This window comes from Cellulomonas endophytica (genome assembly GCF_004123805.1).
Classification (GTDB): Bacteria; Actinomycetota; Actinomycetes; order Actinomycetales; family Cellulomonadaceae; genus Cellulomonas; species Cellulomonas endophytica.
Genome location: NZ_RWJX01000017.1, coordinates 57,287 through 73,898 on the forward strand (window position 1 = coordinate 57,287; position 16,612 = coordinate 73,898).

15 protein-coding genes and 1 pseudogene are annotated in these 16,612 nt (G+C 77.4%); 9 read left to right on the forward strand and 7 right to left on the reverse strand.

Features of this window, described 5'->3' with window-relative positions; all coding sequences use genetic code 11:
- The first annotated feature begins 164 nt into the window (after positions 1-164).
- Together EJA20_RS07405 and EJA20_RS07410 are read left to right on the forward strand one after the other, a co-directional pair.
- Positions 165-4,175: a multifunctional oxoglutarate decarboxylase/oxoglutarate dehydrogenase thiamine pyrophosphate-binding subunit/dihydrolipoyllysine-residue succinyltransferase subunit gene (locus EJA20_RS07405; protein ID WP_129337513.1), complete on the forward strand. Its 4,011-nt coding sequence runs from the start codon at positions 165-167 to the stop codon at positions 4,173-4,175.
- Positions 4,176-4,355: 180 nt separating this feature from the next.
- The gene (locus tag EJA20_RS07410) at positions 4,356-4,952 is read left to right on the forward strand and encodes a GDSL-type esterase/lipase family protein (RefSeq protein WP_129337514.1); all 597 of its coding nucleotides are present in this window, start codon (positions 4,356-4,358) and stop codon (positions 4,950-4,952) included.
- Between the two features lie 27 nt (positions 4,953-4,979).
- Here the strand turns inward: EJA20_RS07410 and EJA20_RS07415 are convergent, their stop codons facing one another.
- On the reverse strand, positions 4,980-6,068 hold the full coding sequence (locus EJA20_RS07415; protein WP_129337515.1) for a type IV pilus twitching motility protein PilT: 1,089 nt from the start codon (positions 6,066-6,068) through the stop codon (positions 4,980-4,982).
- A gap of 168 nt (positions 6,069-6,236) precedes the next feature.
- On the opposite strand from EJA20_RS07415, the gene EJA20_RS19920 reads away from it, so the two are divergent.
- The gene (locus EJA20_RS19920; RefSeq protein WP_420836414.1) at positions 6,237-6,311 is read left to right on the forward strand and encodes a 50S ribosomal protein bL37; all 75 of its coding nucleotides are present in this window, start codon (positions 6,237-6,239) and stop codon (positions 6,309-6,311) included.
- A gap of 120 nt (positions 6,312-6,431) precedes the next feature.
- Here the strand turns inward: EJA20_RS19920 and rsrA are convergent, their stop codons facing one another.
- Positions 6,432-6,728 carry a mycothiol system anti-sigma-R factor gene (gene rsrA / locus EJA20_RS07420; protein ID WP_129337516.1) on the reverse strand — a complete coding sequence of 99 codons (297 nt, stop codon included), beginning with the start codon at positions 6,726-6,728 and terminating at the stop codon, positions 6,432-6,434.
- Entirely contained in the window at positions 6,725-7,594 is an 870-nt protein-coding gene (locus EJA20_RS07425) for a sigma-70 family RNA polymerase sigma factor (RefSeq protein WP_420836412.1), read from the reverse strand. Before EJA20_RS07425 ends, rsrA begins: the two co-directional genes overlap by 4 nt.
- Positions 7,595-7,699: 105 nt before the next feature.
- Between EJA20_RS07425 and EJA20_RS07430 the strand changes: the two genes are divergently transcribed.
- The 4 genes from EJA20_RS07430 to hisN all read left to right on the forward strand — a co-directional run bounded on the left by EJA20_RS07430 (position 7,700) and on the right by hisN (position 11,845).
- A complete protein-coding gene (locus tag EJA20_RS07430) occupies positions 7,700-8,440 on the forward strand; it encodes a DoxX family membrane protein (RefSeq protein ID WP_129337517.1) in 741 nt (246 codons plus the stop codon).
- A gap of 143 nt (positions 8,441-8,583) precedes the next feature.
- Entirely contained in the window at positions 8,584-9,927 is a 1,344-nt protein-coding gene (aroA, locus tag EJA20_RS07435; protein WP_129337518.1) for a 3-phosphoshikimate 1-carboxyvinyltransferase, read from the forward strand.
- A gap of 8 nt (positions 9,928-9,935) precedes the next feature.
- On the forward strand, positions 9,936-11,027 hold the full coding sequence (gene rsgA / locus EJA20_RS07440) for a ribosome small subunit-dependent GTPase A (protein WP_129337519.1): 1,092 nt from the start codon (positions 9,936-9,938) through the stop codon (positions 11,025-11,027).
- A complete protein-coding gene (gene hisN, locus EJA20_RS07445; RefSeq protein WP_129337520.1) occupies positions 11,024-11,845 on the forward strand; it encodes a histidinol-phosphatase in 822 nt (273 codons plus the stop codon). Before rsgA ends, hisN begins: the two co-directional genes overlap by 4 nt.
- 28 nt (positions 11,846-11,873) lie before the next feature.
- Here hisN and EJA20_RS07450 read toward each other — a convergent pair whose 3' ends face one another.
- The 3 genes from EJA20_RS07450 to EJA20_RS07460 all read right to left on the reverse strand — a co-directional run bounded on the left by EJA20_RS07450 (position 11,874) and on the right by EJA20_RS07460 (position 14,576).
- Complete coding sequence (locus tag EJA20_RS07450) at positions 11,874-12,344, reverse strand: DUF6912 family protein (RefSeq protein WP_129337521.1); 471 nt, start codon at positions 12,342-12,344, stop codon at positions 11,874-11,876.
- A 181-nt stretch (positions 12,345-12,525) separates the two neighbouring features.
- Entirely contained in the window at positions 12,526-13,851 is a 1,326-nt protein-coding gene (locus tag EJA20_RS07455) for a CpaE/TadZ family protein (RefSeq protein ID WP_338068810.1), read from the reverse strand.
- The gene (locus EJA20_RS07460) at positions 13,848-14,576 is read right to left on the reverse strand and encodes an SAF domain-containing protein (RefSeq protein ID WP_129337522.1); all 729 of its coding nucleotides are present in this window, start codon (positions 14,574-14,576) and stop codon (positions 13,848-13,850) included. Before EJA20_RS07460 ends, EJA20_RS07455 begins: the two co-directional genes overlap by 4 nt.
- Positions 14,577-14,794: 218 nt before the next feature.
- On the opposite strand from EJA20_RS07460, the gene EJA20_RS07465 reads away from it, so the two are divergent.
- Positions 14,795-15,052, forward strand: coding sequence for a helix-turn-helix domain-containing protein (locus EJA20_RS07465; RefSeq protein WP_129337523.1), 258 nt, complete (start codon positions 14,795-14,797; stop codon positions 15,050-15,052).
- 4 nt (positions 15,053-15,056) lie between these two features.
- Here the strand turns inward: EJA20_RS07465 and EJA20_RS07470 are convergent, their stop codons facing one another.
- Positions 15,057-15,620, reverse strand: coding sequence for a hypothetical protein (locus EJA20_RS07470; protein ID WP_129337524.1), 564 nt, complete (start codon positions 15,618-15,620; stop codon positions 15,057-15,059).
- Between the two features lie 308 nt (positions 15,621-15,928).
- On the opposite strand from EJA20_RS07470, the pseudogene EJA20_RS07475 reads away from it, so the two are divergent.
- Positions 15,929-16,612: pseudogene (locus EJA20_RS07475) on the forward strand (hypothetical protein); the annotation flags it as partial.

The following is a 16,612-nucleotide window of genomic DNA, read 5'->3' on the forward strand; positions in this document are numbered from 1 at the left end:
GGCGCATGGGGTGCCGATGACCTGCGACGGCCCCGCCGGTGGCCTGCGCTTGACCGGTGCTCCCGGTGGTGCGCACCACACCGGGGCCGCGCCCGGGCGGGGCCGCGCCCGCGTCCCCCGTCCGACGTAGGGTTGGGGGGTCGAGAACCCGGCCGACGACGACGATGCCGGAACCGCAGGCGGAAGTGGGCGAGCCCAGCGTGACGCAGAACGCCGAGTCATCCTCCAACCGCGCCGACTTCGGTGCGAACGAGTGGCTCGTGGACGAGCTGTACGAGCAGTACCAGCAGGACCGCAACGCGGTCGACCCCTCGTGGTGGGAGTTCTTCGAGGGGTACCGGCCCGGCGAGGCCGGTGGTGACGGCGCGGCCGGGGACGGCCCGGCGACGACGGGCGCCCCACCGGCCCCCGCCACGACCCCGGCCGCGACCCCTGCCCCGACTCCGGCCCCGTCTCCGTCTCCGGCCCCGTCACCCGCGGCGACCGGTGCGGCGTCGAACGGCACGTCGTCGGGCGGCGAGCGGCGGCCGCGGACGACGAGCGCGAGCGACCCCATGCCGGTGCCCGCGGCGACCGCGCCGCGCAAGCCCGTGGCGCCGGCCGAGCCGTCGGCCCCCTCCCCCGCCGTCGCCGAGCGCAAGGCCGCGGCGGCGCCCCCCGTGACGCCGACGGCGACCCCGCCGGCCGGCCCGCACCCGGCCGACGTCGAGACGCCCTCGCCCGTGGCGACCGCCCAGCCGACGACCGCGCCCTACGCGGAGGCCGCCCGGCTGCAGTCGCCGACGGTGGCGCCGGAGACGACGGACGACGTGCAGAAGCTGCGCGGCCCGGCGGCGCGCGTGGTGACGAACATGGAGTCGTCCCTCGAGGTCCCGACGGCCACCTCCGTGCGCGCGGTGCCGGCCAAGCTCATGGTCGACAACCGCATCGTCGTGAACAACCACCTCGCCCGCGGGCGAGGCGGCAAGATCTCCTTCACGCACCTCATCGGCTTCGCGCTGGTGGAGGCCCTCGCGGACCTGCCGGCGATGAACGCGGCCTACACCCTCGTCGACGGCAAGCCCGGCGTCCTGACGCCCGCGCACGTCAACCTCGGCCTCGCGATCGACCTCGCCAAGCCCGACGGCACCCGCCAGCTCCTCGTGCCGTCCATCAAGAAGGCCGACACCCTCGACTTCGCCCAGTTCTGGGCGGCCTACGAGGACGTGGTGCGCCGCGCCCGGGGCAACAAGCTGACCGTCGAGGACTTCCAGGGCACGACGATCTCGCTGACGAACCCGGGCACCATCGGCACGGTCCACTCCGTGCCCCGGCTGATGCAGGGCCAGGGCACCATCATCGGCGTCGGCGCCATGGACTACCCCGCCGAGTTCGCGGGCACGTCCGAGGACCGCCTCTCCCAGATGGGCGTGTCGAAGGTCCTCACGATCACCTCGACCTACGACCACCGGATCATCCAGGGCGCACAGTCCGGCGACTTCCTGCGGATCCTGTCGACGAAGCTGCTCGGCGAGGACGGCTTCTACGACCGCGTCTTCGCGAGCCTGCGGGTGCCCTACGAGCCCGTGCGGTGGGTCCGCGACGCGCCGACCGACCCGGACGCGGAGGCCGTCAAGCCGGCGCGCATCGGCGAGCTCGTGCACTCCTACCGCTCGCGCGGCCACCTCATGGCGGACACGGACCCCCTGGCCTACCGCCAGCGGCGCCACCCGGACCTGGACATCCAGAGCCACGGCCTGACGCTGTGGGACCTCGACCGGATCTTCCCCACCGGCGGGTTCACCGGCAAGCCCCGCAACACGCTGCGCCAGGTGCTCTCCCTGCTGCGCGACTCGTACTGCCGCACGATCGGCATCGAGTACATGCACCTGCAGGACCCGCGCCAGCGCCGCTGGCTGCAGGAGCGCCTGGAGTCCGGCTACGCCCGCACCCCCCGCGAGGACCAGCTGCGCATCCTGCGCCGGCTCAACGCGGCGGAGGCCTTCGAGACGTTCCTCCAGACGAAGTACGTCGGGCAGAAGCGGTTCTCCCTCGAGGGCGGCGAGTCCGTCATCCCCCTGCTCGACGCGATCCTGTCGAAGGCCGCGGACAACGGCCTCGACGAGGTGGCCATCGGCATGGCGCACCGCGGGCGGCTCAACGTCCTGGCGAACATCGCCGGCAAGTCCTACGCCCAGATCTTCAGCGAGTTCGAGGGCAACCAGGACCCGCGCACGGTGCAGGGCTCGGGCGACGTCAAGTACCACCTCGGCACGGAGGGCGTCTTCACCGCCGAGTCCGGCGCCACGACGGCCGTGTACCTCGCGGCCAACCCCTCGCACCTGGAGGCGGTGGACCCGGTGCTCGAGGGCATCGTCCGCGCCAAGCAGGACAAGATCGACCTCGGCGGCGACGGCTACTCCGTCCTGCCGCTGCTCATCCACGGCGACGCGGCGTTCGCGGGGCAGGGCGTGGTCTTCGAGACCCTCAACCTCGCCCAGCTGCGCGGCTACCGCACCGGCGGCACGGTCCACGTCATCATCAACAACCAGGTCGGCTTCACCACCGGCCCCTCGTCGTCGCGCTCGGGCCAGTACGCCACCGACATGGCCAAGGGCCTGCAGATCCCGATCTTCCACGTCAACGGGGACGACCCGGAGGCGTGCGTGCGGGTGGCCGAGCTCGCGTTCGAGTACCGCGAGCAGTTCGACCGCGACGTCATCGTCGACATGGTCTGCTACCGCCGCCGCGGCCACAACGAGGGCGACGACCCCTCGATGACGCAGCCGCTCATGTACAACCTCATCGAGGCCAAGCGGTCCGTGCGCAAGCTGTACACGGAGGCCCTCGTCGCGCGCGGCGACATCACGATGGAGGAGGCCGAGGCGGCGCTGCGGGACTACCAGCAGCAGCTCGAGCGGGTCTTCACCGAGACGCGCGAGGACGGCTGGACGCCCCGGGCCGCCCCCGACGACGACCGCGTCGCCGGCCTGGAGCGCCCGGAGTCCCAGCGCGAGGACGCCGGCGTCATGGTCGGGTGGCGGACCGCCGTCCCCGAGGCCGTCCTCGAGCGCATCGGCACGGCGCACACGCGGCCGCCGGAGGGCTTCACGGTCCACCCGAAGCTCGCGCAGCTGCTGTCCAAGCGGGAGCAGATGTCCCGCGAGGGCGGCATCGACTGGGGCTTCGGCGAGCTGCTCGCGTTCGGGTCGCTGCTCCTCGAGGGCACGCCCGTGCGGCTGGCGGGGCAGGACTCCCGCCGCGGCACCTTCGTGCAGCGCCACGCGGTGCTGCACGACCGCGAGACGGGCGCGGAGTGGACGCCGCTGCTGTACCTGTCGCAGGACCAGGCGAAGTTCTTCGTCTACGACTCCTCCCTCTCGGAGTTCGCCGCGCTCGGCTTCGAGTACGGCTACTCCGTGGAGCGTCCCGAGGCGCTCGTGCTGTGGGAGGCGCAGTTCGGCGACTTCGTCAACGGCGCGCAGACGATCATCGACGAGTTCATCAGCGCCTCGGAGCAGAAGTGGGCGCAGCGCTCGAGCGTCGTGCTGCTGCTCCCCCACGGCTACGAGGGCCAGGGCCCGGACCACTCCTCGGCGCGCATCGAGCGGTTCCTGCAGATGGCGGCGCAGGAGAACATGACGCTGGCGCAGCCGTCGACGCCCGCGTCGTACTTCCACCTGCTGCGCCGGCAGGCCTACGACCGGCCGCGCCGCCCGCTGGTGGTCTTCACGCCGAAGTCCATGCTGCGCCTGCGCGCCGCGGCCTCGCCGGTCGCGGAGTTCACCACGGGCACGTTCCGCCCCGTCATCGGCGACGACCGGGCCGCCTCGCGGCCCGAGGCCGTCGACCGCGTGCTGCTGTGCTCGGGCAAGGTCTACTGGGACCTCGTGGCCGAGCGCGACCGGCGCAAGGACGAGCGCACGGCGATCCTGCGGTTCGAGCAGCTCTACCCGCTCGACGCCGACGGCGCCCGGCGCGCGCTCGCACCCTTCGACGGCGCCGAGCTCGTCTGGGTGCAGGACGAGCCGCGCAACCAGGGCCCGTGGAGCTACGTCTCCATGCACCTGCCGCAGATGCTCGAGAAGGCCGTCCGGGTGGTCTCGCGGCCCGAGTCGGCCTCGCCCTCGACCGGCTCGGCGAAGAAGCACCACGCCCAGCAGGAGGAGCTCGTCGCGCAGGCGTTCGACCGCTGACGCCCGGCGGGGCCGGGACCACCGCCCCGCGGCGCCGCACGGCACGGCCCGTCCCCACCTGGGGGCGGGCCGTCCGCGTGTGCGCACCGGGCACGGCCGCCCGCCCTGCGAGACTGGCGCGGGTGCCCGGGCGCCGGCGGCCGGCCGGACCGCCGGGCACCGCGGACGAGGAGGAGCACCGTGGGCGAGACGCCGCTGCGGGTCGTGGTGGTGGGCGACGAGCTGGCCGCGGGGGTGGGCGACCCCCGGGCCCTGGGCTGGGTCGGGCGCGTCGCCGCGCGCACCCTCACCGCCGACCCGCTCACCGTCCTCACGCTCGCGGTCCCCGGCGAGACGAGCAGCGCGCTCGGCGCCCGGTGGGAGGACGAGACCGTCCGCCGGCTCGCGCCCGACGCGGACAACCGCCTCGTCGTGGCGCTGGGCCGGGCCGACCTCACCTCCGGCCTGTCGCTGGCGCGCAGCCGCCTGAACCTCGCCAACGTGCTCGACGTGGCCGAGCAGCGCCACCTGCCCACGTTCGTCGTCGGGCCGCCGCCCGGGGCGCCCGCGGACGGCCCGCGCATCCAGGACCTGTCCGCCGCCTGGGCCGACGTGGCGACGCGGCGACGCGTGCCCTACGTCGACACGTACGGGCCGCTCGCCGCGCACGAGCAGTGGCTGTCCGACCTCGCCGCCCACCACGGCGTGCCCGGGCAGGCGGGCTACGGGCTCATGGCGTGGCTCGTGCTGCACACGGGCTGGCACGCCTGGCTCGGCGTGCCGGACGACACGCCCTGACGGTCGCGTCCGGCCGGTGCCGCCCGGTCAGCGGGTGGCGCCGGCCGAGCGCAGCGCGAGCGCCAGGTCCTGCGGCGCGGACGCCACGGCCAGCGCGTCCTCGAGCGCCACGGCCCCGTCCCGCACGAGCCGCTCGAGGTGCTGGTCGAACGTCTGCATGCCGTAGAAGCCCCCCTCCCGCACGAGGTCGAGCAGGGGCGGGGCGGCGTCGGGCTGCACGATGGCCTCCGCGGTCCGACCCGTGTTCACCAGCACCTCGAGCGCGGCGCAGCGGCCGAGGCCGTCGGCCCGGGGCACGAGACGCTGCGAGACGATGCCGCGCAGCGTCTGCGCCAGCGCCACCCGCACCTGCTGCTGCTCGTGCGGCGGGAAGAAGTCGACGATCCGGTTGACCGTCTCCGCGGCGTCGATGGTGTGCAGCGTCGACAGGACCAGGTGTCCCGTCTCGGCGGCCTGGAGCGCCGCGCGCACCGTCTCCGTGTCGCGCATCTCGCCGATGAGGATGACGTCCGGGTCCTGCCGCATGGCCGCACGCAGCGCCACGGTGACGTTGGCGGTGTCCTGGCGCACCTCGCGCTGCGAGACGATCGCCTTCTTGTCCGCGTGCAGCACCTCGATGGGGTCCTCGATCGTCACGATGACGACCTCGCGCAGCGTGTTGACCAGGTCGACCATGGACGCCAGCGTCGTCGTCTTGCCCGAGCCGGTCGGCCCCGTGACGAGGACGAGCCCGCGCGGCTCGAGGGCCAGGCCGCCGACGACCTCCGGCAGCCCGAGCTCGGACAGGGACTGCGCGCCGACGGCCACGCGCCGGAAGACGAGCCCGTCGGTGCCGCGCGCCTGGTAGGCGTTCACCCGGAAGCGCCCGACGCCGGGCAGCGAGTAGGCGAAGTCCGCCTCGTGCGTCCGGTGGAACGTCTCCGCGAGGTCGTCGGGGAGCACCTCGGCGAGGATCGCCCTCGTGTCCGCCGGGCGCAGGTCGTCGACCTCGAGGCGGCGCAGCCGGCCGTCCACCCGCACCCGCGGGGCCGACCCCACCTTGCAGTGCAGGTCGGACCCGCCCGACGCGACGAGGGCGTGCAGGAACGGGACCACGGACTGGGGCGCGTCGCTCACCCCCCTCGCATCGGCCGCGACGCGGCGGCGGTGAGCGGACGGGGCACGGCTCCGACCGGCGGACCGGCCCTCCACCCCGTCCGGGGGCCGCCGTCCGGGTGGGGCGGCCCGGTGTGGGACCATGGGGGCGCACGGGCGCGCCGGCGCCCGACCCGGAGGAGAACACCCATGAGCAAGCGAGGCCGCAAGCGCCGCGCCCGCAAGGGCAGCGCGTCGAACCACGGCAAGCGTCCCAACGCCTGAGCCGGTCCGTCGCGACCGGCCGGCAGGGCCGGCACGACGAGGGCCCGGGTGCATCGCACCCGGGCCCTCGTGCTGCCCGCACCGACCCGCTCGGGTCCGCGCACGGGGACGTCGGCGGTGTCAGTCCGCGGCGGCCTCGGCCGTCGTCGGGCCGGCCACGGTGGTGATCCGCAGCGCCGCGATCGTGCTGTGGATGCGCACGCGCAGCGCGGCCGGGGCCTGCTCCTGGCAGCCGCGGCGCACGAGGACCTTCATCGCCATGTCGACGTCGTGCTCCTTGACGCACCCGACGCAGCCGCCGTCCAGGTGGGCCCGGATGCGCGCGGCCTGGTCGGCCCCGAGCTCGTCGTCGAGGTACTCCCAAAGGCGCAGCATGGCCTCGTCGCAGTCGCAGCTCTGCGCGTCCGGCGTCGTCATCGTCCTGCCTCCGTCGTCGCCCCGGTCAGGCCGCGCTCCTGCGCGTAGTCGCGCAGCTGCTCGCGCAGCTGGGCACGACCGCGGTGCAGGCGGGACATCACCGTCCCGATCGGCGTCCCCATGATCTCCGCGATCTCCTTGTAGGCGAAGCCCTCGACGTCCGCGAGGTACACCGCCATCCGGAAGTCCTCCGGGATGCGCTGGAGGGCGTCCTTCACGTCGGAGTCCGGCAACCGGTCGAGCGCCTCCGTCTCCGCCGAGCGCAGGCCCGTGGAGGTGTGGGACTCCGCCCGCGCGAGCTGCCAGTCCTCGATCTCCTCCGACCGGCTCTGCTGCGGCTCGCGCTGCTTCTTGCGGTAGGAGTTGATGTAGGTGTTCGTGAGGATGCGGTACAGCCAGGCCTTGAGGTTCGTGCCCGGGCGGTACTGGTGGAAGGCGGCGAACGCCTTCGTGAACGCCTCCTGGACGAGGTCCTCGGCGTCGGCCGGGTTGCGCGTCATCCGCAGGGCGGCCCCGTAGAGCTGGTCCAGGTACTGCAGCGCCTCGGTCTCGAACCGGTCCGTCCGCGCGGCCGTGTCCTCCTCCTCCGGCGCGCGGAAGGTGTCCTCGCCCAGGTCGTCGGGCTCGGGCGTGCCGCCGGGGGCCGCGGGCCGCTCGGCGGGAGGGGTGGCACGGACGTCGCTCATCGCCCACGAGCCTAGTGCGGCGCCCGCGGGCCCACCCGCGCGGTCCACGCCGGCGGGCTCGGGTCCCGGCCACCCGAGGGGCGCCGTCGGGTCGAGGAGCACCCGGGGGCCCCGCGCGGGGGTCGTCCGGGGGGCCGGGCCGCGGAGGGCGTCCGGCAGGTCGAGGAGGGTGCTGACCATGCCGTGCGCAACGCCGTCCCGCACCGTCGGCATTCCCCGGCCCGCGCCGCGGATCCGTGGGCCGTTCGGGGGGCCGTGCGAGGGCGTCCGCAGTACCGTCGGACCGTGCTGCTCCGACGCCTGACCCGTCCCCTGTTCGCCGCGTGGTTCGTCGCCCAGGGCGTCGACGTCGCACGCCGGCCGACGCCCCACGCCGACGACGTGCGCCGCACGATCGCCCGGTGGGAGCACCTCGTCCCGGAGGGCCCGGCCCGCCAGGCCGTGCACGGGCTGACCCCCGCGCAGCTGCAGACGGCCGCCCGGGTGCACGGCGCCGCGATGGCGGGCGCCGGGGCGCTGCTGGCCCTGGGGCGCGCGCCCCGGCTCTCGGCCCTGACGCTGGCCGCGCTCACCGCGCCCATCGTCGTCGCCGACCTGCCCGACAAGGGCGCGGACCGCGCCGAGCCCACCCGGGCCCGCGCCCGTCGCGAGCGCCTCGTCACGGCCCTGTCGATGACGGCCGGCGCCGTGCTCGTCGCGGCCGACCGGCAGGGCCGGCCGAGCCTGGCCTGGCGCGTCGAGCACGCCCGCGCGACGAAGGCCGCACTGGCCGCCGCGACCGCCCGTGCCGCCGCCGGGACGAAGCGCACGCGGGCCGCCCGCCGTGCCGTGGAGAAGGACCTGGCCGCCGCCCGTCGCACCGCCGCCGTCGTCGGGGCCCGCGCCTCGGCGCTGCCGGCCAGGGCCGCCGCCGGCACGGCGAAGGCCGCCGCCGCGGGCACCGCGAAGGCCGCCGCCGGCACCGCCACCCTCGCGACGGTCGGCAGGATCGCCAAGGCCGCCGCGGTGAAGGCCTCGAAGAGCTGACGTCCCGTCGGCGCCCCGGTCGCGGGCGCCGGCCGGCCCGGTCCCCCGCGGCCGCGGGTGGCGGCCCCGACCGGGCGGACCGGCGTGCCCGCGGGCCGGGGCGGCGCAGGGCGGTGTCGGACCCGGCCGATACCCTGACCGCCATGACGTCGGAGCACCGGACCCCTCCCGCCGCCGGCACCGGCCCGTCGGGGCTGCCGCTGTGGGCGGCGCCCACGGCCGCCGGCCCGCTCTCGGGGCACGTCGAGGTGCCGGGCTCCAAGTCCCTCACGAACCGCTACCTCGTCCTCGCCGCCCTGGCCGACGGCCCCACCCGGCTCCGGGGGGCGCTGCGCTCGCGCGACACCCGTCTCATGGCCGAGGCGCTGGCCGCGCTGGGCACGGGCGTCACGGACGACGGCCCCGACCAGGTGCTCACCCCCGCGCCGCTGCGCGGCGGCACCGACGTCGACTGCGGCCTGGCCGGGACGGTCATGCGCTTCCTGCCGGCGGTGGCGGCGCTCGCCGACGGGCCCGTCCGGTTCGACGGCGACGCCGGCGCGCGGGTGCGGCCCATGGGACCCGTCCTCGCCGCCCTGCGCGCCCTCGGCGTCCGCGTCGAGGAGCACGGCGAGCCGGGCCACCTGCCGTTCACCGTCCACGGCACGGGCGGGGTGCGTGGGGGCTCGGTCGACGTCGACGCCTCCGCGTCGAGCCAGTTCGTCTCCGGCCTGCTGCTGGCCGCGCCGCGCTTCGCGCAGGGCCTCACGCTGCGCCACACCGGCCGCACCCTGCCCAGCCTGCCCCACATCGAGATGACGGTCGCCGTCCTGCGGGCCGCGGGGGTGGCGGTCGACGACTCGCGTCCCGGGATCTGGCAGGTCTCCCCCGGGCCCGTCGCCGCGGGGGACGTCCGGGTCGAGCCGGACCTGTCGAACGCCGCCCCCTTCCTGTGCGCGGCCCTCGTCGCCGGCGGGAGCGTCACCGTGCCGGGCTGGCCCGCGAGCACCACGCAGCCGGGCGCGCTGCTGCCCGGGATCCTCGAGCGGTTCGGCGGCCGGGTCGTGCTCGACGGGGACCTGCTCACCGCGACGGGCACGGGCGAGCTGCGCGGCCTGGACCTGGACCTGCGGGCGGCCGGCGAGCTCGCGCCGACGCTGGCCGCCCTGGCGGTGCTCGCCGGGTCGCCCACCCGGCTGCGCGGCATCGCGCACCTGCGGGGCCACGAGACCGACCGGCTCACCGCCCTGGCCACGGAGCTCACGCGGGTCGGGGCTCGGGCGGAGCAGACCGCCGACGGCCTCGTCGTGACGCCGCGGCCGCTGTCCGGCGCCGTGTGGCGCTCCTACGCCGACCACCGCATGGCCACCGCCGGCGCCCTCGTCGGGCTGCGCGTGCCGGGGGTCCTCGTCGAGGACGTCGCCACCACCGCCAAGACGCTGCCCGGCTTCGTCGCGCTCTGGACGGGGCTCGTCGGCGGCGGCGTGCCCGCCCCCGCGGGCGTCTGAGGGCGGGCATGGCCGGCCGCACGTACGACGAGCGGGACGTCCGCGTCCGCCCGGGGCGCGGCAGCCGCCCCCGGACGAAGCAGCGCCCGGAGCACGCCGACGCCGAGCGCGCGCTCGTCACGGGCGTCGACCGCGGCCGGTACGCCGTCCTCGTCGACCCCGACGGCCCCGACGAGCGCCGGGCCGTCGCGATGAAGGCGCGCGAGCTGGGCCGCGAGCGCGTCGTGCCGGGCGACGTCGTCGACCTCGTCGGGGACACCACGGGCGACGACGGGTCGCTGTCGCGCATCGTGCGCATCACCGCCCGGCGGACCACGCTGCGGCGCACCGCCGACGACGCCGACCCCGTCGAGCGCGTCATCGTCGCGAACGCCGACCGGCTCGTCGTCGTCACGGCGATGGCCGACCCCGAGCCCCGCACGCGCATGATCGACCGGTGCGTCGTCGCGGCCTACGACGCCGGCATGGACGTCCTCCTGGCGCTGACGAAGGCGGACCTCGCCGACCCCGAGCCCCTCGTCGTGCTCTACCGGCCGGTCGGCGTGGAGGTCGTCGTCACGCGGCGGGTGCCCGGGCCGGACGGGGAGCGCCGCATCGAGGGGCTCGACGAGCTGCGGGCGGCGCTGGCGGGGCGCACGAGCGTCCTGGTGGGCCACTCGGGCGTCGGCAAGTCCACGCTGGTGAACGCGCTCGTGCCCGGGCAGCACCGCGCGGTGGGCGTCGTCAACGACGTCACCGGCCGCGGCCGCCACACCTCCACGTCCGCCGTCGCGCTGCGCGTGCCGTCGGCGGGGCCGGGGACCTGGGTCATCGACACCCCCGGCGTCCGCTCCTTCGGGCTGGCGCACGTGCAGCCGGACCACCTGCTGGGCGCCTTCGGCGACCTCGCGGACGTCGCGGCGGAGTGCCCGCGCGGCTGCACCCACGCCGCCGACGCCCCGGACTGCGGGCTCGACGAGTGGGTGGAGGCCGCGACGGGCGAGGAGCGCGACGCGCGCCGGGCCCGGGTGGACTCGTTCCGGCGCCTGCTGGCGAGCCGGCTCGGCACGGCCGACGACGGGACGGGGGGCGGGGGCGCGGCCGATACGGTGGCGCCATGAGCCTGCACCCCGGGTACGACGACGACCTGCGCCTGGCCCACGTCATCGCCGACGGGGTCGACCGGCTCACGATGGACCGCTTCCGGGCCCTGGACCTCGTCGTCGAGACGAAGCCCGACCTCACCCCGGTGACGGACGCCGACCGGGCCGCCGAGGAGCACGTCCGCGCCCAGCTCGCCCGGGCGCGGACCCGGGACGCGGTGGTCGGCGAGGAGTTCGGCGACACGGGCTCCGGGCCGCGGCGCTGGGTGGTCGACCCCATCGACGGCACGAAGAACTTCGTCCGCGGCGTCCCCGTGTGGGCCACGCTCATCGCGCTCCTCGACGGCGACCGCGTCGTCGTCGGGCTCGTCAGCGCTCCGGCGCTGGGGCGCCGGTGGTGGGCCGCCGAGGGGGCGGGCGCCTGGACCGGCCGGTCGCTGGCCGCGGCGAAGCCCGTGCGCGTCTCGTCGGTGACGTCCCTGGCGGACGCGTCCTTCTCCTACTCGAGCCTGTCGGGCTGGGAGGAGCAGGGCCGCCTCGACGGGTTCCTCGACCTCACGCGCTCCGTGTGGCGCACACGCGCCTACGGCGACTTCTGGAGCCACGTGCTCGTCGCGGAGGGCGCCGTGGACCTCTCGGCGGAGCCCGAGCTCGCGCTGCACGACATGGCCGCGCTCGTGCCCATCGTCACGGAGGCCGGCGGCACGTTCACCGCGCTCGACGGCACGCCCGGGCCCTTCGGCGGGTCGGCGGTCGTGTCCAACGGGCACCTGCACGCGGCGGCACTGGAGCACCTGTCCGCGGCGCGCCCCGGGGGCGGCGGCCGGCACCTGTAGGGGCGGCACCTGGAGGAGCGGGCCCGCGTCAGCGCGGGATGTCGTCGACCTCGGTCGCGTCGTACCAGAGCAGGTCGCGCTCGTCGAGGCGCTCGTCCGCGGCGGAGTCGCCCGCGAGCGCCGCGACGACGTCCGGGACGGCCTCGGGCTCGTCGACGTGGACGCACACGACGGCGTCCCACGTCACCGGCGCGACGACCGCCACCGCGCTCGGCGGGGCGTCGGGGTCCGGCCGCAGGTCGACGGCGCCGTCCGGGACGTCGGCGGACACCACCAGCCGCAGCCGGGGGGCGCCGGGGCGGGCGGCGAGGCGCACGAGGCTGTCGTCGGCCGCCGCGAGCTGGGCGGAGAACTCCAGGCCCTCGTCGTCCTCGTCGGGCAGCGCCCGGCGCAGGTCGGCCGTCACCGCGTGGGCGCGGCGGGGCGCGAGGGGCCCCGGGGCCGGCACCCCGTCGCCCGGGGCGGTCTCGTCGAGGGTCGCGGGCAGGTAGACGCGCACGGGGTCAGTCTGCCCCTGCACCGCCGCCGACGGCGCACGCAGGGCACGACGGGGCACGACAGGGCCTGGCAGGGCACGACAGGGCCTGTCAGGACCCGTCGGGGCACGCCGGGAGCTGTCGGCGCGTGCGGCGGCGGACGCCGTGGCCGGTCGCCGGGTCCTCGTGGCCGCGGCGCCGTCGTCAGGACGCGACGGTCGCGCGGTGCCGCCGGCCCAGGCGCTGCCGCCGGGTCGGGCCCGGCGTCGACGACGGCTCCTCGGGGAGCAGCGCGCCGGCCAGCCCCACCAGGGCGCGCCGCGCCGGCGAGCCGGGCACGACCTCGCGCAGCAGCCGCCCCTCGAGGACTGCGGCGTCGACGCCGTCACGGTCCTCCGGCACGAGCACGGGGTCGACGACGCCGGCGTGCCGGGCGAGGACGTCCCGGACCGCACGCCCGGGGTCGGGCCCCGCCACGCCCGGCCGGACGCGGTTGACCACGACGAGGCGCCGGGCGGCGGCGGCGGGGCGGCGCGCGAGCTCGTCGAGACCGCGGACGAGACGCTGCAGGCCCACGGGGTCCGCGGACCCGACCACGACGACGACGTCGGCCGCGTCGAGCGCCGACAGCGTCGCGCCGTTGCGCTGCGGTGCCCGGGTGTCGTAGGTGAGGAGCTCGTCCTCCTCGAGGCAGAAGCCCGTGTCGACCACGGTGAGGGCCGCCAGCTCGCGGGCGCGCGCCCAGACGACGTCGAGGGCGGCGGGCGGGAGCTCGGGCCAGCGGTCGGCGCGGGCCAGGCCGGCGAGCACCCGCAGGTCCGGCCCCAGCACGGGGGCGTGGCGGGCCAGCGTGGGCAGGTCGAGCGCACCGGCGCCCGCGGCCCGCACCGCGGCGGCGAGGCCGGGGGCCTCGTCGAGCATGCCGACGGCGGTGGCGACGGCCCCGCCGTAGGTGTCCGCGTCGACGAGGAGCGTGCGAACGCCGAGCGCAGCGACCTCGGCGGCGAGGTTGACCGCGACCGTCGTGCGGCCGGGCGCACCGGTGGGTCCCCAGACGGCGACGAGACGCCCGGGGGGCCGTGGCACGGCGGTGCCGACGGGGACCGGGTGCGGCCCGGGGCGGTCGACGGCCCGGGCCACCGGGGCGAGGCCGGGCCGCGCGGCGGCGTCGAGCGCGGCGAGCACCGCGTCGACGACCTCGGCGGCGGCCGGCACGTCCTCCGGCGCCGCGACGACCGCGTCGACGGTCCATGCGCGCAGGCGGTCGCCCTCGTCCGGGCGGTCCGCGCCGGCGACCCCGACGACGACGCCGGCGGTGCGGCGCAGGGCGTCGACCGCGGCGTGGTCGAGGTGCGGCAGGCCGGCCGAGACGAGGACCACGGAGCCGAGGCCCGCCTCGGCGGCCGCGAGGAGCTCGGCGAGGTCGGCGCAGCGCCGGACGACGTCGAGCCGGTCCGCCGACCCGAGCGCCTCGACGAGGAGCGCCTCGGCGGGGCCGACGACCGCCGTGAGGACGCCGGCGCGGATCACCCGGCCGCCCCGGGGACCAGGACGACGTCGACCGTGCCGCCGCCGGCCAGGGCGGCCAGCACGTCTGGCAGGAGGTCGGTCGGCACGAGGACGTGGACGGTCGTGCCGCCGGCGGCGGCGAGAGCGCCCGTCGTGCGGTCGACCTCGGCGACCGTGAGGGCCTCCGCGAGCCGCCGGGGCGTCGGCGGAGCCGCGGCGCCGCCGAGGGCCCCGGTCCCGCCCGTGCCCGTCCCGGCGGGTGGCTCGGGGACCTGCCAGAGGTCGACGAGCGACCCGACCACGAGGTCGTCCGGCGGGGTCGCCGCGAGGGGCACGGACACGGGCCGCAGCCCGAGGTCGGCGGCGGCGGCGAGGGCCGCGACCGGCACGAGCTCCCCCGCCCCCACCGTGCGCACGACCGTCGCGCCCTCGGGCAGGGGGCGGTCGCCGGGGAGGTAGCGCGCCGCGTCGAGGAGGCGGACCTCGGCGACGGTGACGTCCCCGTCCGCGAGCACGTGGCCGGGCACGAGCGCCGTGCGCGCCACGAGGACGGGCACCGTGCCCCCCGCCGCGCGCACGGCCCAGGAGCCGAGCAGCACCGAGACGACCACGAGCGCCAGGCCGACGAGCAGCCGCGGGTCGCGGCGTCCCGGTCGCCGCAGCCGCAGCGCCTGCGGCGCGGGGAGCCCGGCGGGGTCGCCGGCGGGCCGGACGGCGGCGCCCGGGCCGGTCAGGGTGGCGGTCATGGCCTCTCCTCTCGGGGTCCTCCCCGTCGCGGCACGCCCGCGCACCTCCGGGTGCGCGCGCAGGGGACGGGACGGGGCGGGACGCGCCGCGGTGCCCATCGCGGTCGGCGACGGACGGGCGGGCGCGGTCCGGGCCCATCGTGCCGATCCCGACGGGCGGGCGGGGAGGGCCTGTGGACGGCGTCGCCCGATCGCCACGCCGTGTCACACTGCGGGGCATGGCTCCCCGCTTCCTCACGCTCGCGGACGTCATGGAGGTCCTGAACATCTCGGCCCCCCAGGCCTACGCGCTCGTGCGGTCCGGGGAGCTGCGCGCCCTCCAGATCGGGGGCCGCGGACAGTGGCGCGTCGAGGCGACCGAGCTCGAGTCGTACATCCAGCGGATGTACGACGAGACGAGCCGCCGCATCGCCCAGGGCGAGACCGTGGACGCCTCGACGGCGTCCGAACCCACGCGGCTGGGCACCGCCGGCTAGCGCGTCAGGCCGCGGAGCCGACCGCCACGACGCGCGCCAGCGGCACGGTCAGCCGCGCCGCCGCGGCCCCCCGGCCGGACCCGAGGTCGCCCTCCACGGGTCGGACGTCGACGTGGTCGGCCCCCACCGCGTCGAGGACGCCGCGGAGCCCCGCACCCTCCTCCCGCGCGTCGTCGAGCACGAGGTGCACGGGGGCACGGTCGCGGGCCAGGGCCCGCAGCGCCGGCCCCCAGCCCAGTCGTGCGGCGACGCGGCCGGGCGGCGGGGCGACCCGGTCGGGCAGCCCGGACACCGTCCGCAGCGCGGCGACCGGCACGAGGACGCGCCGCCGCGCCACGGGCTCGAGGAGGAGCCACTCCGGCGCCGCCTCGACGAGGCGCCCCTCCCAGGCGTGACCGCCGCACACGCTCACGCGGAGGGCCCCGCCGACCGCGCCGCGCAGCCGGTCGGCCAGCCGGACCTGCGACCGCTCGGCCCGCACGAGGTCGGGGACCGCCGCGAGGACCTCCTGCCGCGCCTCGGCCTCGAGCTGGGCCTCCAGGTCCGCGAACAGCGCCTCCCACCGCACCCCGCCACCGTACGCGTCCTTCGTCCGGGCGAACTTCGGGCCCGGGGGGTCCTCGGCCTGGACGGCACCGACCCCAGCCGGTTACAACTACGGCCAGCCAGATGCACCAAACTGCATCAAACGACAACGAGAAGGACCGGTGCCCCGTGCCCACCACCTCCCTGCACGGCGCATCCCGCGCGGCTGTCGCTCGACCCTCCGGTCCGCGTCGGTCCGGCAGCGCTGCGACAGCCCGTCCCCCGGCCGCCGTCGGGGCGCCGACCCGCGGAGCCGTCCGGTGGCGCTCCGCCGCGACGCTCGCCCTCCTCGTGCTCCTCGTGGCGACCGGTGCCGCCGCGACGGCCGGTGTCGTCGCGCGGCTGCAGGGCCTCGTGCCGGTCGTCCTCCAGCGGACGGGCGGCCCGTCCGCCGGCGCCGCCGCCGCCCTGCCCGACCTCGTGGAGCTCGTCGTGCTGGTGGGCGGGGGCGCCGTCCTGGTGTGGTTGACGGCGAGCAGCGTGCTGACGGCCGGCTGCCTCGCGGCGCGCGCGGCCGGACGCACCTGGGCCGCCGGCGAGCGGGCCGTCCTGCGCGCCGCGCCGCGCGTCCTCCACCGCACCCTCGTGCTGGCCGTGGGCGCCGGCCTCGGGCTCGGCGGCCCGCTGGCCGCCACCGCGGCGCCCACGAGCGGACCCTCGGCGGACCCGCTCGCAGCCGCCGCGTCCGCGCCCGCCCGCCCCTCCGCGCCGACGGCCACGCCTCCGCCCGCGGAGGGTCCGGCGGGCCTCGACCTGGGCTGGTCCCCGTCGCGGGCCGTGCCCGCCACACCCGCCCTACCCGCCACGGCCGGCACCGCCGCGCCCCCGGCCGCCCCGGCGCCCTCGGCGGCGCCTGCGCTCTCCCCCGCAGCGTCCCCGGCAGCGCCCCCGGCAGCGCCCTCGTCCACCACCCGGGTCCCCGATCTGGAGGGCGCGCAGCTCCCCGGACCGCACGAGCGCGTAGGCCTGGGGGGC

What these genes read in the sequence shown, in the direction of transcription:
- EJA20_RS07465 (WP_129337523.1), top strand. Translation starts at nt 14,795, where the DNA reads ATGGCTCCCCGCTTCCTCACGCTCGCGGACGTCATGGAGGTCCTGAAC.
- EJA20_RS07460 (WP_129337522.1), bottom strand. Translation starts at nt 14,576, where the DNA reads ATGACCGCCACCCTGACCGGCCCGGGCGCCGCCGTCCGGCCCGCCGGC.
- rsrA (WP_129337516.1), bottom strand. Translation starts at nt 6,728, where the DNA reads ATGACGACGCCGGACGCGCAGAGCTGCGACTGCGACGAGGCCATGCTG.
- EJA20_RS07425 (WP_420836412.1), bottom strand. Translation starts at nt 7,594, where the DNA reads ATGGTCAGCACCCTCCTCGACCTGCCGGACGCCCTCCGCGGCCCGGCC.
- hisN (WP_129337520.1), top strand. Translation starts at nt 11,024, where the DNA reads ATGAGCCTGCACCCCGGGTACGACGACGACCTGCGCCTGGCCCACGTC.
- aroA (WP_129337518.1), top strand. Translation starts at nt 8,584, where the DNA reads ATGACGTCGGAGCACCGGACCCCTCCCGCCGCCGGCACCGGCCCGTCG.
- EJA20_RS07405 (WP_129337513.1), top strand. Translation starts at nt 165, where the DNA reads ATGCCGGAACCGCAGGCGGAAGTGGGCGAGCCCAGCGTGACGCAGAAC.
- rsgA (WP_129337519.1), top strand. Translation starts at nt 9,936, where the DNA reads ATGGCCGGCCGCACGTACGACGAGCGGGACGTCCGCGTCCGCCCGGGG.